The sequence below is a fragment of the Sphingobium sp. WTD-1 genome (assembly GCF_030128825.1).
GTDB lineage: Bacteria > Pseudomonadota > Alphaproteobacteria > Sphingomonadales > Sphingomonadaceae > Sphingobium.
This window is the reverse complement of the sequence record NZ_CP119127.1, coordinates 2,152,836-2,167,735: the sequence shown is the minus strand read 5'-3', so window position 1 is coordinate 2,167,735 and position 14,900 is coordinate 2,152,836. Positions and strand designations below refer to the sequence as shown.

Genomic DNA, 14,900 nt, shown 5'->3' with positions numbered 1-14,900 from the left:
CGAGCAGAACGAGGCAACCCTCGATCAGGCCGGTGACCCCACCCGCAGCCAGGCGGGCCATTCACGCTAAACCTGCGGGTGAGGCGTCCAATGATCCGGGCAGTCCACCGAATCGCGGGACGGACGGCCTTATAATCGAAAGACCCGGTTCAGGAGCTCAAATGCTCAGTTCCAATCAAATTTTCGAGCTGCGCCGCTTTCCGACGATCTCCCAGTCCGCGTCGATGCTCAGTCTACGACGCAACAATTCAACGCGAGCGCCCTTTTGGATAGGGGTCATGATATCGAAATCGTGAATGTTCCGGCATATCTCGATGATCTCTTCGTTGCTTCTAAAGGCAGCGTCCGCTTCGGCATTCATGTAATCCTGAAGCCGGTATCGCCGCCGTTCATCCTCGCTCATCAAGCCTCCCTTTACAGAGCGAGGATCTTGAATTCACAAGGCATTGTCTGTGACTATCGTCACGCTTAACGGCGACCAGCTATATTGGGCGCCTTGGCAGCGCGCGCATGCACCTCACTCTCGGATAAGCGTCCCGTCCTCGTAGATCATATCTATCATGGCATGCCCCTTCATATCCCGCGGTTCCACGGGGACGCCCATGAACTTCTGCGGCATGATCCCCGCCGGATCCGATACAACATCTATGTCGTCGCCGGCGGCGTCGTTCACCACTTCCGCCCAATCATCCGGGGACATTGCGAACAGGATTGGCCGTTGCTCAGCCGCCGCTGCCTGAGCCATTAGACGCTTGAGCGTGTCGATAACGCGTTCTCTCATACGAGTCTCCATTTTGCCGCCCGCACTATCGACCAACGCGACCGTGCCTGGATCGATTGTTTCGAACTGGATGGGCAGGCCCAGATAGGTATTCAAAGTGCCGCCATTCAGGCGCTCCGCGAGCGTGTCTGATGTCGCTTCAAGCCAGTCAGCCTTTCGAACCATCCAGTATTGCGGCTGCCGCTCCTCACCGAGGGCATCTTCCAGTAGCTTGTCCATGGCATCCAAGAGCTGCACTTGATAATCTCCTTGGCGATTAATGCCAGCTAAGCGGCCGTCCGGTCCTGTAATCAATTAGCTGGTCGATGCGCTCAGCTATCTCACGCCATGCTCGCGCGGATGCATCATCCCCAGCCGCCTCTGCCTCAGCGATCTGGGCAGCAGCATACTTCGGCGCGTTCGCACCGTGCCGCTTTAAGACCTCTTGTGCCGAGGCCCAAAGGGTCCAGTCGTTCAGCTGCATCGCCTACCGCCCATTTGGCGAATAGCTCCGATCTCGAAGAAGGCCTTTGCCATCCCTCATGTTCACGCTTCCAGCGCCAGTCCGTCAAGCTCACAGTCGCTATCTGCATAATTACAAAGAGACCCCGCTCCGATCGCTCGGGCGGGGTCAGTGACACCCTCCGGGTCGCAATATGGTGGGCAGACACTACCGTAGCCTTTATCGCGAGCGAATCGCAAAACGGCTCGTCGTATTTTCAAAAGAGCCTGCAGCAAATGAGCACGTTGAGCCCGTCATCAATGCGGCGGCTGAGAATTTAGCGAGGATTTATCTCCAGCGATTTGTCCACCATTGGCCGCGGGGTAGCGGCGGGCGCCGCCTGAACAACTGCCTGGGCTCCTGCGGGTGTAGGAGCCGGTGCCGCTGGAACGACGCGCGCCACCGCGAACGGGATCGGCTCAGCGGTGAAAGCATTGGCCATCTGGCCAGGCAGCATTTGCGCCGATCGACCGCTAACGAGGATCGAACCCAGCAGCGCCGCGGCCGTATTACCCTTGCCTTCCTGGCGATGCACACCACGCAGTGCATAGTCGCGACCGCGCACGTTCACGCTATCGAATTTCACCTCGAACTTGCCCGACTTGCCGCCGATCGCCTTGCCCGTCTTCCACGCGATCGTGCCGGCGACCTGCGAACCGCGCGGGATCGCTACGACGCCATTTTCCACGATGTCGTTGACGACCGAGAAGGAGACGCGGGTTCCGACTTCCACTTTCTTTGATGTGATCTCTTCATTCGGCGTGACCGTGATCAGCGTGCTGGCCGGCAAGGCACCATCAGTTTGCGCGATAGCGCCGGACGACACGGCCAAAATAGCCGCGCAAATTACTGCTCGAATCATAAAACCCCCAGTTAACCCCCGTGAAGTGGCAACTTCACGTTGTTAAGTTATCAGGCAAATCCGAACGCAGGAAGTGATGATGATCACGGGCACCGCTCACTAAAAACGCCGGCAATCATCAGACGGCGGGGCTAGTCGAGAAGGTGCAAGGAACGGGTGTCGACTTGCCCAGGTATTACACCTCGACGGCGAGATCGTTCTACGAAAAAGCCCCGCAGCGAATGAACGCGCGGGGCCAGTCAGGGAGGGTGACGAGCAAGGGGGCTTCGTCGCCGGCGCTAGAGCAGGGTTGTGTTACGGGCGTGTGGCAGACCGACGCCTAAGCCATTTCATGCTCTTCGCCCTGTTCAGCATCCGCCTCCATTGAGCGAACGTGCTTGAGATAGCTGGCCGCCAAAGCAAGATGAACCCGCTTGGCTGACGGGTCGCTGGTCATATTGGCTTTCCGGATCTCAGTCCTGGCGCGACGCTCATAATAAGCTTTGTCCGAAATTTTGCGCATTTTGCTCCTCCTTGAGTTGAACAAAAGCGACCTCTTTGAGAGGGCGCCATCCCAGGCGGCGAGCCTTGGGACGCTCGGAATTTATCAAAGAGCGGCTCGATTCTTCAAGAGGGGGGAGCCACGAAAAAGCCCCGCTCGATCGCTCGGCGGGGCTAGTCGAAGGTCAGCGAGCAACGGGGAGAGGCTCGTTGGGTGGTATTACACCTGGGCGGGGAGATCGTTCCGCGGAAACCCCGGCGCGAGCTGGTCGGGCGGGGTTCTGGTTGATGGTCGGCGCCGACGACGGCGAGGGAGAGGTGATGCATTAGGCCGCAATACGTTCGAAAACCTGCCTCGCTTGGCTGAACGGCAAAGTGGGGGCGCCCATCTTCAGCAGGTTTATGTCCGACGCCTTCCATTCAACGCGATCATCGTAGACAATCCGCTGAACAACACTTTCGTTTTTCGCTCTAGCCACGTCAAGGTGGCGCACTACGGCCGTGCTGATAGAATTCTGGTCCGGCACAACTGCATCGAAGAACAGCTTCCGCTCATGTCCCAGATCAATGGCAAAGTCGAACTTCTGCGGCTTGTTGCTGTGGCCCAAAACCGACCTGTCATGCTCCCAACGCTTCGGGAAATCTTCCTCCAAAAGATCCCTGACCGTATCTTTGAATTTTCGCTTAAAGGCGGGCTTCCATCTGTGGATCAAGTGCTCTGCGGCGTCCCGGGCAGCATTGGCGACTAGAACGATAGATGGCGCCAACTCATCCAAGCTGACTAGTGGAGCGCTTATCGCGCCAAATCCATCCACATTCAACCCTTGGTCCTTAAGGAAAAGGGATAGCATCTTGGGGGCCGTGATCAACTCGCCACCGCTATTCTCGAAAATGCGAACGGCTGCACCGTCGTCATGCACTTTGAATGCGTTTATCCCGCCCTCAACAGTCACGTGGATGATGTCGCCGCCGCTGGTGACGCAGTGCGTAGGCACAATTACCCTGTTTCCGACGATGCGAGGCGCCGGCCAGTTTCTCAGAGCTTGAGTCACATTATCCAGCAACATCACAACAACCTATCGGGCGCGGGCAACATAGGCTCTCGACCCTTTCCAATCCGTATATTCACCTGACCGCAAAACCATCGGAAACACGACGAAAAATCTGTCAAATCAGCCGGCAGAAAATTAGCATACTGCATTCGCTTCGGCAATGGAGACGTGTCAAATTTTGGCCTGTTATCACACCAAGAATGATAATGCGGAGTATTAAATGGACCCAAAGGCAAATATAAAGGACGAACAAAAGGATTTAAATGCCCCGTATCTGTTGCAAAACACAGCCTCCATATGCAGACATTATAGACTAGCATAATGGTAAACTTGAGTTCTTCATGGTTCGGGAAGGACTTAATCACCATTTCGACGTTCGTTGTCTCACCGTCGATGGCGAGCGGAATCACCATCCGGCGCTCGTTCTTACGGTGGTTATCGGTCCACTCGAAAAGGCCGATCATTTCCTTTTCCGCCGCTAGCAGATCGTCAACGTCGGCCCTCATATCCTCACATCTTCCGCACGATAGCCACGACGCGGCCGACGACATGCAGCTCGCCGTCATATGCCGTCTCAGCTGCTACGTTTTGGTTATCGGTCAAAATTCGCCCCACTTATCCACAGCTAAATTCGCGCGCCCACTTGATCGATGTTCGGCGTCATCCGGTGATTCGGTCAAGCCGGTTCAGCCTGTCGTTTCAAAAACTCCATCCCGAGATGAGCCGCGCGCTTCATCCTTATCGCGAGCCGCCAAGTCCCAAATGTCGTGATCACGTTCATCGGGGTTGGCATCGATGGCTCGGCCGGCATCCAGCCGGGTCGGAGTTGAAGCATGGAAACGATGATCGAAGAGCGTTGGAAGCTGTATAAAAGTGGTCTCTCGGATGCCGACATCAGCGCAATTCAGAACGTCACTCGGAGCGCTATTACGCAGTGGCGGAAGCGCCACTCATTGAACAGTAACGTCCCCAAAATTGCGAATGGCAGGCAACTTGCTCCTATGCGCCACCTCCTAACCGAACTGGGATGGGGCAAGAGAGCGATCGCAAAAAGCCAGGATGTTTCGACAACGGTGATTAAAGAATGGCGTCAGCGCCATGGTGTGAAACCTCGCTCCGGCGCTCGGGCAACGACTGAGAAACAGAGGCGCGATCAGATCCGCTCATTACAAAAGCGGGTCGCCAAAGCCGTGGGCTGCAGCTTGCCTGTCGACATTGCTGCTGATGCCGCAGCAGAGTTGATGCTGGCAGTGATCGAAGGGACGATACCGATTAACGAGATTGAGGCGCAGGGTCGCCGCTTTGGAAATCAAGCGCTGCAGAAATATGCCAATGCCTTCACTACGAGATCCCTGGATAGCGATCTACCCGGCCATGACGGCCTCACACTGCTCGACACGCTGGTAGATGAGTCATCATCGATCTGGCTGGAACGGATGGGTGCTACGTTGCATTGATCGAAGCCGAGAGAAACAGGTGCGGGAGGGAAGCAACCGGTTGCCCCACCCGCACTCACGCGACGCCCCATCTGATCCTAGTTTGCCTATGCACTGGGCAACATAAGCCGAGCCTCCGCGCCGCGCTGCTTGATGACCTGCTGCGCGGCGGCCCAGAGTCCCCCAATCGTCTAGCAGTGCCCACCTTTGTCCCGCTTATGGGCAAGATCGCCATAAACCTGCAAAACCCGGTCAGCATCTTCTGCCGTCCGACAAACCACAATTGTGCCAGATCTCATGCCTTCAGAAAGCAGCGTGTACTGGATACCTTCCTCTCGGCATCGCTGTTTCACGGCCTGTGGAGCATCATCAACGCAAACAGCATTTGCGATCCCGTTCACGCATTCAACCATTCATTTTCGGCGTCATCAAGTGCTTCGAATGTGTCGCCCTCGGCGCCCGCATCATGAAGACGCTTCCTTAGATCGTCCGGTGTGAGGGATTTCTGAAACTTCGGGTCGCCTTTGGCCTGCTTCGCGAGCGTGCCGATCCAGTCGTCTCGTGCGGTCTGTTTCAGCAGCCAGCCGCCAAAGGGTTCGCCGTGTTCATTCGTCGCCATGAGATACCTCGCCAGATTCGCTACTGCATAGCATGGCTAGCGTGTCACGGGTTCATGTCCGTTAGCTCGGGTGAAGTTCGGGTGAAATTCACCCGAAATCCCGATTCGTTCCGCTCCTGTTCTGCCCGGCGTTCTGCATAAAATGGCGGAAAACCGGGCTTTCCTGATAGGTACACTTCGTTGACATCGCAGGGGTCGCAAGTTCAATCCTTGCCACGCCCACCATGATAAGGCCTTGGAAGTCTCCGGATTTCCGAGGCCTTATTTTTTTGTCCTTTCCGGCTATGACGCTCAGCAGCGAGACGGAGACCAGCAAATGACAGCGACATGTGTGGTGATGGGCGGACGGCGGGTGCTGTTCGTGATGGCGATCGACGCCGAATATGGCCCGCATCTGCAAGCCCGGATCGCCCCGCTGATGACCGGCGTCGGCCCGGTCGAGGCGGCGCTGGCCATGGCCGTGACGCTCGACCGGATGGCGCAGGCGGGCACCCTGCCCGATCTGGTCGTGTCTCTGGGTTCCGCGGGATCGCGCGTGGGCATGCTGGGCGAGGTCTATCAGGTCGCCAGCGTCTCCTGGCGCGACATGGATGCCTCTCGCCTGGGCTTCACCAAGGGGGTGACGCCGCTGATCGACCATCCGGTCGACATTCCGCTCGTCACGCCGCTCGAAATCCGCGCCCTGCGCCTGTCGACCGGCGCCAATGTCGTGGGTGGCGAGGAATATGGCGCGATCGACGCCGACATGGTCGACATGGAAACTTTTGCGATCGCCCGCGCCTGCCAGCGCTTCGGCGTGCCGCTGATGGGGTTGCGCGGCATTTCCGATGGGCCGGGCGAGCTTGAAGACATGCGCGGCTGGACGCAGTTGCTCTCGCTGATCGACGAGAAGCTGGCGGTGGCTGTCGATGCCCTGGGCGAGGCGCTTTAACAGCCGCCCGGCTGGTGCGCGGCGCCGCGCGGCCAGGACAGTTCATAGGTAACGAGGAAGCCATCATGGTCGGACAGTTCCGGTCCGCTCGGTCCGCCATCGAACATCGCCTCCACCCGGATCGGGCGAACCGAGACCCGATCACCCGGCCAGAAGAATTGCAGATCCTGCGTGTCCATCCAGGGTTCGTCGCCATCCCAGGACATGCGTACATCGCAGCCTGACGCGGCATCGGCGCAGACGCGATGGACCAGGTTGAGCGCCTGGTAACGGGAGAAATTTTCCCAGCGCGGTTCGGAATGGCGCATGTTGAAATCGCCGCCGAAGATCAGCGGATAGGCATCATCATGGCTGGCATCGATGAAGGCCGAGGCTTCGAGCGCCTGCCGCTCATGCGCGGCGAGATTGCGCGGTCCGGGCGCGCGGGAAGCCCCGCGCGAGTTCATGTGGGTGTCATAGATGTCGATCGGCGTCGGCACGCCGGGCATGGCGATGCGGGCCAGCACGATCCCCTTGTTCGACAGGCAATCCAGGCCCGCACAGGATTTGCGGCCATAGGCGCGCCGCTGCGTCAGGAGAATCGGATAGCGCGAGGCGACGGCCAGGCCACTGCCGGAAAAATGGATACCAATCTCGCCCCGATTGATATGCGACTTGCCCGGCAGCTTGTCCTTGGTCGACCCGCGCGCACGGGTCGTGCGATGCGGGCCGGCAGCGATCGCCGGATAGCCGGTATCGGCCACCGCCTGCTTCGCCGATCCGCTGAACATTTCCTGGAACAGCACCACGTCGGGCGCAGTCCCCGCCGCGCGCATGGCGGCCAGTCGCTCGGCTATCTGCTTGAGTGACGGCCCCCGTCCGCTGCGTGCCGGCCAGCCCAGCCCCTCGATATTATAGGTCAGCACCGACAGGGTGGTGGTGATCCGATCCGCATCCGGCGCAGCGAGCGCAGGCGCAACTGCCGCGCTGCAGGACAATTCCCGATGGGGGGCCGGCGTCGCACAGGCCGACAGCAGCAGCGGCGCCACGCAGCCGCCGAACCGATGGAGGAAGCGGGAAGTAGCGGCCATAACCTCCTCACCATCGGATCGGCGCATCATGACGCGAAAGGGCGCCAGCGACAACCGGCGCCTGGACCGGATCAGTCGCCCTCGAACAACAGGATCGCGCGCGAGGGGACACCGTCCTGCTCCAGCGCGGCAAGCCCACCCAGATCCGGCAGGTCGATCGCGAACAGCGCCATCAGCACCTGCGCGCCCTGCTCGCGCAGCAGCGCCGCGGCCGCCTGCGCCGTTCCGCCAGTGGCGATCAGGTCGTCGACCAGCAGCACGCGCGCGCCCTGTGGCACCTGTCCTTCATGCAGTTCCAGCCGGTCGGTGCCATATTCCAGCACATAATCGATACCGACCGTCTTGCCCGGCAGCTTGCCCTTCTTGCGGACGGGCACGAAACCCTTGCCCAGCTTCAGCGCCAGCGCCGCGCCCAGGATGAAGCCGCGCGCCTCCACGCCGACGATCAGGTCGGGGTCGAGCGGCCCCGCAACCTTCGCCATCTGGTCGATCAGTTCGGCCAGACCCGGCCCATCGGCCAGCAGGGTCGTGATGTCGCGGAACTGGATGCCCGGCTTGGGGAAGTCGGGGATGGTGCGGACCAGCGCGGTCAGACTGTCGATGCTCATGGTTGAAGCCCCATAAGGAAAGGGCGCGCTCCCGACAAGGAAGCGCGCCCTTTCTTTCATGCCATCGGGCAGAGGTGCGGTCAGGCCGCCTTCTTCTTGTCCGCCCAGATATTCTGATAGGCCATATAGGCCAGCCCCGTGGCGATCAGCAGGAAGAGGATCGTCGCCACGCCCGCGCGGCGGCGATTTTCCAGCTTCGGCTCGGCCGTCCAGGTGAGGAAGGCGGCCACGTCCTGCGACATCTGGTCGATCGTCGGCTTGGTGCCGTCGCCATAGGTCACCTGGCCATCGGCCGACAGCGGCGGCGCCATGGCAAGGTTCAGGTTGGCGAAATAGGGGTTGAAGTGAAGGCCTTCAGGAGTCTTGGCATCCGGGAACTCCTTGAGCAATTCCTTGCCCTTTGCGTTCTTGTAGCCCGCCTGATCGGTGAAGCCCGTCAGCAGCGAATAGACATAGGCCGAGCCATGATGGCGTGCCTTGGTCATCAGCGAGAGATCGGGCGGGATCGCATTATTGTTCGCCGCCGCCGCCGCGACATTGTTCGCGAAGGGAGACGGGAAATAATCGGCCGGGATGCCGTCGCGGGTCGATGCCTCACCCGTCGCCGGATCGACACTGGGGGTCTTGATCGCCCAGTTCTTGGCGATCGCCTTGATCTCCGCCTCGTTATAGCCAATGCCGGCCAGATCGCGGAAGGCGACGAACTTAAGGCTATGGCAGGCCGAGCAGACCTCCTTGAACACCTGGAAGCCGCGCTGGAGCTGCTGATTGTCATAGCGGCCCAGCGGCCCGTCGAACGAGAAGGAGACATGCTTGGGGGCCAGATGGAACTCATGCTCCACCGTCTTGGCCGGAGGCTCCACCACGTAGGAATAGGCACCCACGAGGAAGGAGATGAGCAGCCAGCCGGCGAAGAAGAGGCCGACAAGGAATGCGCCGATGCGTACCATGCTTGTCTTCCCCCTTATTCGGCCGGGACTGCGGCGGGTTCGCCGTCAGCCTTGGCATATTTGGCCAGCACCGCTTCGGTGATCGAATTGGGCAGCGGCAGCGGCTTTTCGAAGCGCGCGATCATCGGCAGGATGATCAGGAAATGCGCGAAATAATAGGCCGCAGCGACCTGGCTAATCATCACATAGGGTTCTTCCGCCGGCGCACCGCCGCAATAGCCCAGGATCAGCACGTCGAGCACCAGGATCCAGAAGAACGCCTTGAAGGTCGGACGATAGCGGCCCGAGCGCACCGGCGAGGTGTCGAGCCAGGGCAGGAAGAAGAGCAGCAGGATCGATGCGAACATCGCCAGCACGCCCAGCAACTTGGCCGGCACGAAGAAGAAGTCGACGGTGAAGGCGCGCAGGATCGCGTAGAAGGGCCAGAAATACCATTCGGGCACGATATGCGCCGGGGTCGAAAGCGGGTTCGCCTCGATATAATTGTCCGGGTGACCCAGATAATTGGGCGCGAAGAAGAGCAGGATCGCGAACAGGATCAGGAAGATGCCCGCTCCGAAGCCGTCCTTAGCGGTGTAATAGGGATGGAAAGGCACGGTATCCTGCGGGCCCTTCACCTCGACACCGGTCGGGTTGGAGGAGCCGGGGATGTGCAGCGCCCAGATATGCAGGATCACCACCGCCGCGATCACGAAGGGCAGCAGGAAATGGAGCGAGAAGAAGCGGTTCAGCGAGGCATTGCCGGGGGCAAAACCGCCCAGCAACCAGGTCTGGATCGGCTCGCCCACCACCGGGATCGCGCCGAACAGGCCGGTAATGACCTTTGCGCCCCAATAGCTCATCTGCCCCCAGGGCAGGACATAGCCCATGAAGGCGGTCGCCATCATCAGCAGGAAGATGACGAGGCCGAGCAGCCAGACCATTTCGCGCGGCGCCTTGTAGCTACCGAAATAGAGACCGCGGAAAATGTGTAGATAGACGACGATGAAGAAGAAGCTGGCGCCGTTGGCATGGGCATAGCGCATCAGCCAGCCCGCATTCACGTCGCGCATCGTCTGTTCGACGGTACCGAAGGCGACCAGCGTGTTGGCGCCATAATGCATCGCCATGACCACGCCGGTGACGATCTGGATCACCAGCGCCAGGCCGGCGAGGACACCGAAATTCCAGAAATAATTGAGGTTGCGCGGCACCGGATAGCCGGCACCGACGGCATTGTAGACGAGACGCGGCAGCGGCAGCTTCTCGTCGACCCACTGCATCAGCGGATGCTTGGGGGTATAATGTTCAGCCCATGGAAAGCTCATGATGGTCCCCCTCAACCCACAAGAATGGCAGTGTCGGAAGTGAAGCTATACTTCGGCACTTCCAGATTCTTGGGGGCAGGCCCCTTACGGATGCGGGCGGCCGTGTCATAGGACGAGCCGTGGCAGGGGCAGAAATAACCGCCGAATTCGCCGCGATTCTCGCCCTCGCCCGCGCCCAGCGGCACGCAGCCCAGATGGGTGCAGACGCCCATGGTGATCAGCCACTGCTTCTTGCCGTCGACCGTCCGCTCCTCCAGCGTCTGCGGATCGCGCAGCGTGGACGGATCGACCTTGTCGGCCTCGGCAATTTCCTTTTCGGTGAGTTGGCGAACGAACAGCGGCTGCGACCGGAAGGTCGTCTTGATCGCCATGCCAGGCTGGATCGCGGAAAGATCGACCGGTGTGGTCGCGAGCGCCAATACGTCGGCGCTGGGGTTCATCTGATCGATGAGCGGGAGAACGACGCCAACGGCGCCCACCCCTGCGAAGCTCACCGCAGCGATATTGATGAAATCGCGGCGACGCACTCCGTCTTCGCCGGATAGACCCTGCCCGTCAACTTGTTCTGAGTTCGCCATGCACCTCTACCCTTGCAAGACTTCCCTATTCACGCCGGAATGCCTTGAGTGATCATAATTATCAAGGGAGTTAGGGTGACCCCGCCTCCCCCCGGCGTGGGTTGCGGGCGTGATAGCCGGACTGCAAGCGCTTTGCCAACCGCAAAGTCGCGCGGGCTATGACAAATCGCTGCGCTGCATTATGCGGCTGCGATGCGTATCGCTCTCTACCAACCCGAGATTGCCGGCAATGTCGGCGCCATCCTGCGCCTGGCGGCCTGTTTCGCAGTGCCGGTCGACATCATCATGCCCACCGGATTCGCCTTTTCCGACGCCCGTCTCAAGCGCGCGGCGATGGACTATGGCGAAGCGGCCGAGGTCGTGCGCCACGCCAATTTCGAGGCGTTCGACGCGGAACGACGCGCCGCCGGCCGCCGCCTGCTGCTGATGAGCAGCCATGCATCGCAGCGACTGCCCGACGTGACATTTCGCAGTGACGATGTCTTGCTGATGGGGTCGGAAAGCGCGGGCGTGCCCGATCATGTCCGTGATCTGGCCGATATCCGCGTGCGCATTCCGATGGCGCCGGGCTTCCGATCGCTTAACATCGCCGTTTCCACCGGCATCGCCGTTGCCGAGGCCCTTCGCCAGACCGGGAGCTTCCCTGCATGACGCCTGACATCCGCTTTCCCCTGAACCCGCAGCAGCAGGCGGCCCGTTCCTGGTTCGAATCGCTGCGCGACCGGATCTGCGCCGAGTTCGAGGCGATCGAGCGCGAAGCCGGCAGCGACGCCAGCTTCACCTACACCCCCTGGGATCGCGAGGCCGACGGCGTGGCGCCGGGCGAAGGCGGAGGCGGCGTGCGCGGGGTGATGAAGGGCAAGGTCTTCGAGAAGGTCGGCGTCAACATCTCCACCGTGACCGGCGATCTTGCCCCCGGCTTTGCCCAGACCATCCATGGCGCGGCAGACAATCCGGCCTTTTTCGCCACCGGCATCAGCCTGGTCGCGCATATGGCGAACCCGCATGTGCCGGCCGTCCACATGAACACCCGCTTCCTCAACACCACCAAGAACTGGTTCGGCGGCGGCGCCGACCTCAATCCGCCGCTGCCGCGCGACGAGGATACGGCGGATTTCCATGCGGTGTTGCAGGCTGCATGCGACGCCCATGACCCGACTTATTATCCGCGCTTCAAGCAATGGGCCGATGATTATTTCTTCATTCCCCATCGGGGCGTGCATCGCGGAGTCGGCGGCATCTTCTACGATCATCTCGAATGCGCGGACGATGCCGCGTTCGACGCCAATTTCGCCTTCACCCGCGATGTCGGCGACGCTTTCCTGGCCGCCTTCCCGCCGATCGTGCGGCGGCGGATGAACGAGGCGTGGAGCGAGGAAGACTATCGCACCATGCTGGAATGGCGCGGTCGCTATGCCGAATTCAACCTGGTTCATGACCGCGGCACGCTGTTCGGGCTCAAGACCGGCGGCAATATCGACGCGATCCTGATGAGCCTGCCGCCGATGGCGAGCTGGAGCTGATCCGATGGCGCTGACCCCGGTCGACCCGCGCGAGATCGCGACCATCGTCACCCATCTGGAAATGCGCGAACGGCCGAAACCCGCGCCGATCCCGCCCGCGCCGCTGCGGCTCGTGCCGTGGAAGACGCCCGACCTTGGCGCCTATCGCGCCCTGTTCCGCCGCGTGGGCGAACCCTGGCTGTGGTTCTCGCGGCTGGTGATGCCCGACGATCAACTCGCGGCCATCCTGCATGACCCCCTGGTCGAGGTCTATGCCGTCACCGATCCGCGCGGCGTGGAGGTCGGCCTGCTGGAGCTGGATTTCCGCAGCCCGTCGCAATGCGAGCTGGCCTTTTTCGGGCTGGTGCCCTCCCTCAACGGCAAGGGCCTTGGCAAATGGCTGATGGCGCAGGCCAAGTCGCTCGCCTGGCGCAAGGGGGTGGAGCGCTTCTGGGTCCATACCTGCACGCTCGATAGTCCGGCGGCACTCGGCTTCTACATCAAGTCGGGCTTCACCCCCTATGGCCGGGAGATCGAGACCTTCGCCGATCCGCGCCTGCTGGGCCTGCTGCCGCCCGAAGCAGCGCCGCAGATCCCGATGTTCGGTCAGCCCGCCGACGCCTGACGATAGATGCGAGCCAGCATCACCAGCATGTAGACCTGGATCACGGTCGATACCGCCGCCGAGGCGACGCCGCCCACCAGCCGGGCGGCCTCCGGCCCGGCGGCAAGGCCGGCGAGCGCACCGAAGATCGTCTGCGCCGCCATGCTGGCAATGCCCGACAGCAGGGTGATCAGGATGATGAAGCCCAGCAGCCGCCAGAAACAGCCCCGCGTCAGCGCCCAGGCATGGCGCAGCGAGGGCACCACGCCCTGATTGCCGTCGATCACCGCCGGATTGAGCAGCATCAGCCGGACGCTGGCGAAGATGGTGGCGCCGCCGACAAAGGCGCCGAGGATGGCGCCGATGCTGGTGCCCACGGACTCCGAGACCAGGCTGGCCAGGACGGCGACCAGAATCGCGGCCAGCATCAGCCCGCCGATCAGGAACATGGCGAGCAAGGCGGTGCCCAGCAGCACCGGCAGTCGCGCGAAGCCGAGGCGCAACGCCTCCCCAACGCTGATGCCCGGCCGAAGCGCCAGCGCAAACAGCGTCAGCGACCCGAACCAGATGATGATAACGCCCAGCAGCATCGCCAACGCAAAGCCCGGCGGTATATCGGGCAAGCCGGTACGCTGGGGATTGGCCATCCATTCGGCAAGTTGCGGCGGCGTCATTTCCTGCAGGATCAGCCCCGGCAGGGCCAGGAACAGCAGCGCGACGGGAAAGAGCAGCGACGCTTCGCGGGCGACGAAGGCAACTGCCTCCTCCCACGCCTTGCCGATCGAGACTGCCGCCATATCTAATGCCTACCCCTGTCCTGCGAAATGCGGCCCGAGACTTGATCGCTCGCCCCGCTCAAGTCAAGGAAGCGCCATGACCGATCCCCTGCCCTTTCCCGACGTCGAGTGGCGCAGCGATGCCACCCCCGTCGACTATCCGACCGCCCTTGCCGATATGGAGGCGCGGGCCGCCGCCATTTATGAGGGCGAGGCGCGCGAGCGCGTCTGGCTGCTGGAGCATCCGCCGCTCTATACCGCGGGCACCAGCGCCGATCCGGCCGAACTGATCGAGCCGCGTTTTCCCGTCCATGATGCCGGACGCGGTGGCCGCTACACCTATCATGGGCCGGGCCAGCGCATCGGCTATCTCAACATCGACCTGCGCGAGCGCGGCAAGGATGTGCGCAATTTCGTCCATCATCTCGAAGGCTGGATGATCGATGCCCTTGCCGACCTGGGCATTGCCGCCCGCCGCGCCGAAGGGCGCATCGGCATCTGGACCGACGACAGGCAGGGACGCGAGGCAAAGATCGGTGCGCTGGGCATCCGCGTCCGTCGCTGGGTGACGCTGCACGGCTTTTCGATCAACGTCGATCCCGACCTGTCCCATTTTGGCGGCATCGTGCCGTGCGGGATCAGCGAGTTTCCGGTGACCAGCATCGCCGCGCTGGGCGGCAACGCCTCGATGGAAGCCCTTGATGCCGCGCTCAAGGCGCATTTCCCCGCCTTTCTTGGTCGGCTGCGGCGCTGCGGATCGGGCGACGGCACGGGACTTGAGCAATGCGGGACCGCCCGCTAGGGTCCGCCACTTCGCCAGGTGGGGGGCCGCCGGGCATGTTGAGCCATGTTATGGAGACCCG

The 14,900-nt window shown here is 61.5% G+C and carries 20 protein-coding genes; 6 read left to right on the top strand and 14 right to left on the bottom strand.

Translation table 11 applies throughout. The annotated features are described in order from the left end of the window. Positions 1 to 175: 175 nt before the first annotated feature. From N6H05_RS10765 to N6H05_RS10740, 7 genes are all read right to left on the bottom strand, one after another. Positions 176 to 403 (bottom strand): hypothetical protein, encoded by a 228-nt coding sequence (locus tag N6H05_RS10765; protein ID WP_284113838.1) that lies wholly within the window; start codon positions 401 to 403, stop codon positions 176 to 178. 114 nt (positions 404 to 517) lie between these two features. After that, positions 518 to 1,018, bottom strand: a complete 501-nt coding sequence (locus N6H05_RS10760) for a hypothetical protein (RefSeq protein WP_284113837.1) — start codon at positions 1,016 to 1,018, stop codon at positions 518 to 520. Between the two features lie 19 nt (positions 1,019 to 1,037). Further along, a complete protein-coding gene (locus N6H05_RS28270) occupies positions 1,038 to 1,244 on the bottom strand; it encodes a DUF6961 family protein (RefSeq protein WP_502958967.1) in 207 nt (68 codons plus the stop codon). Positions 1,245 to 1,539: 295 nt separating this feature from the next. Beyond that, a complete protein-coding gene (locus N6H05_RS10755; RefSeq protein WP_284113836.1) occupies positions 1,540 to 2,124 on the bottom strand; it encodes a hypothetical protein in 585 nt (194 codons plus the stop codon). Between the two features lie 319 nt (positions 2,125 to 2,443). After that, complete coding sequence (locus N6H05_RS10750; protein ID WP_284113835.1) at positions 2,444 to 2,626, bottom strand: hypothetical protein; 183 nt, start codon at positions 2,624 to 2,626, stop codon at positions 2,444 to 2,446. A 304-nt stretch (positions 2,627 to 2,930) separates the two neighbouring features. After that, on the bottom strand, positions 2,931 to 3,671 hold the full coding sequence (locus N6H05_RS10745; RefSeq protein WP_284113834.1) for a hypothetical protein: 741 nt from the start codon (positions 3,669 to 3,671) through the stop codon (positions 2,931 to 2,933). Further along, the gene (locus N6H05_RS10740) at positions 3,671 to 4,162 is read right to left on the bottom strand and encodes a hypothetical protein (protein ID WP_284113832.1); all 492 of its coding nucleotides are present in this window, start codon (positions 4,160 to 4,162) and stop codon (positions 3,671 to 3,673) included. The genes N6H05_RS10745 and N6H05_RS10740 overlap by 1 nt, the downstream gene beginning before the upstream one ends. A gap of 327 nt (positions 4,163 to 4,489) precedes the next feature. Here N6H05_RS10740 and N6H05_RS10735 point away from each other — a divergent pair, with 327 nt between their 5' ends. Next, positions 4,490 to 5,113 carry a hypothetical protein gene (locus N6H05_RS10735; protein ID WP_284113831.1) on the top strand — a complete coding sequence of 208 codons (624 nt, stop codon included), beginning with the start codon at positions 4,490 to 4,492 and terminating at the stop codon, positions 5,111 to 5,113. Between the two features lie 376 nt (positions 5,114 to 5,489). Here N6H05_RS10735 and N6H05_RS10730 read toward each other — a convergent pair whose 3' ends face one another. Continuing rightward, on the bottom strand, positions 5,490 to 5,711 hold the full coding sequence (locus tag N6H05_RS10730) for a hypothetical protein (protein ID WP_284113830.1): 222 nt from the start codon (positions 5,709 to 5,711) through the stop codon (positions 5,490 to 5,492). A gap of 316 nt (positions 5,712 to 6,027) precedes the next feature. Between N6H05_RS10730 and N6H05_RS10725 the strand changes: the two genes are divergently transcribed. Continuing rightward, on the top strand, positions 6,028 to 6,642 hold the full coding sequence (locus N6H05_RS10725; protein WP_284113829.1) for a 5'-methylthioadenosine/S-adenosylhomocysteine nucleosidase: 615 nt from the start codon (positions 6,028 to 6,030) through the stop codon (positions 6,640 to 6,642). Here N6H05_RS10725 and N6H05_RS10720 read toward each other — a convergent pair. From N6H05_RS10720 to petA, 5 genes are all read right to left on the bottom strand, one after another. Next, the gene (locus N6H05_RS10720) at positions 6,639 to 7,712 is read right to left on the bottom strand and encodes an endonuclease/exonuclease/phosphatase family protein (RefSeq protein WP_284113828.1); all 1,074 of its coding nucleotides are present in this window, start codon (positions 7,710 to 7,712) and stop codon (positions 6,639 to 6,641) included. The genes N6H05_RS10725 and N6H05_RS10720 overlap by 4 nt on opposite strands. A gap of 71 nt (positions 7,713 to 7,783) precedes the next feature. Then, the gene (locus N6H05_RS10715; protein WP_284113827.1) at positions 7,784 to 8,320 is read right to left on the bottom strand and encodes an adenine phosphoribosyltransferase; all 537 of its coding nucleotides are present in this window, start codon (positions 8,318 to 8,320) and stop codon (positions 7,784 to 7,786) included. A gap of 80 nt (positions 8,321 to 8,400) precedes the next feature. After that, complete coding sequence (locus N6H05_RS10710) at positions 8,401 to 9,270, bottom strand: cytochrome c1 (protein WP_284113825.1); 870 nt, start codon at positions 9,268 to 9,270, stop codon at positions 8,401 to 8,403. A gap of 14 nt (positions 9,271 to 9,284) precedes the next feature. Next, on the bottom strand, positions 9,285 to 10,577 hold the full coding sequence (locus tag N6H05_RS10705) for a cytochrome b (protein WP_284113824.1): 1,293 nt from the start codon (positions 10,575 to 10,577) through the stop codon (positions 9,285 to 9,287). Between the two features lie 11 nt (positions 10,578 to 10,588). Continuing rightward, a complete protein-coding gene (petA, locus tag N6H05_RS10700) occupies positions 10,589 to 11,155 on the bottom strand; it encodes a ubiquinol-cytochrome c reductase iron-sulfur subunit (RefSeq protein WP_284113823.1) in 567 nt (188 codons plus the stop codon). A 192-nt stretch (positions 11,156 to 11,347) separates the two neighbouring features. Between petA and N6H05_RS10695 the strand changes: the two genes are divergently transcribed. The 3 genes from N6H05_RS10695 to N6H05_RS10685 are packed head-to-tail and all read left to right on the top strand — an operon-like array spanning position 11,348 to position 13,282. After that, positions 11,348 to 11,806 carry a tRNA (cytidine(34)-2'-O)-methyltransferase gene (locus N6H05_RS10695; protein ID WP_188082020.1) on the top strand — a complete coding sequence of 153 codons (459 nt, stop codon included), beginning with the start codon at positions 11,348 to 11,350 and terminating at the stop codon, positions 11,804 to 11,806. Then, positions 11,803 to 12,678: an oxygen-dependent coproporphyrinogen oxidase gene (gene hemF, locus N6H05_RS10690; protein ID WP_284113822.1), complete on the top strand. Its 876-nt coding sequence runs from the start codon at positions 11,803 to 11,805 to the stop codon at positions 12,676 to 12,678. The genes N6H05_RS10695 and hemF overlap by 4 nt, the downstream gene beginning before the upstream one ends. A gap of 4 nt (positions 12,679 to 12,682) precedes the next feature. Beyond that, complete coding sequence (locus N6H05_RS10685; protein ID WP_284113821.1) at positions 12,683 to 13,282, top strand: GNAT family N-acetyltransferase; 600 nt, start codon at positions 12,683 to 12,685, stop codon at positions 13,280 to 13,282. On the opposite strand, the gene N6H05_RS10680 is transcribed toward N6H05_RS10685, so the two are convergent. Continuing rightward, the gene (locus tag N6H05_RS10680; protein WP_284113820.1) at positions 13,264 to 14,058 is read right to left on the bottom strand and encodes a DUF7847 domain-containing protein; all 795 of its coding nucleotides are present in this window, start codon (positions 14,056 to 14,058) and stop codon (positions 13,264 to 13,266) included. The two genes, N6H05_RS10685 and N6H05_RS10680, sit on opposite strands and share 19 nt — an antisense overlap. Positions 14,059 to 14,134: 76 nt before the next feature. Between N6H05_RS10680 and lipB the strand changes: the two genes are divergently transcribed. Then, positions 14,135 to 14,839, top strand: a complete 705-nt coding sequence (gene lipB, locus N6H05_RS10675) for a lipoyl(octanoyl) transferase LipB (RefSeq protein ID WP_284113819.1) — start codon at positions 14,135 to 14,137, stop codon at positions 14,837 to 14,839. Positions 14,840 to 14,900: the final 61 nt, after the last annotated feature.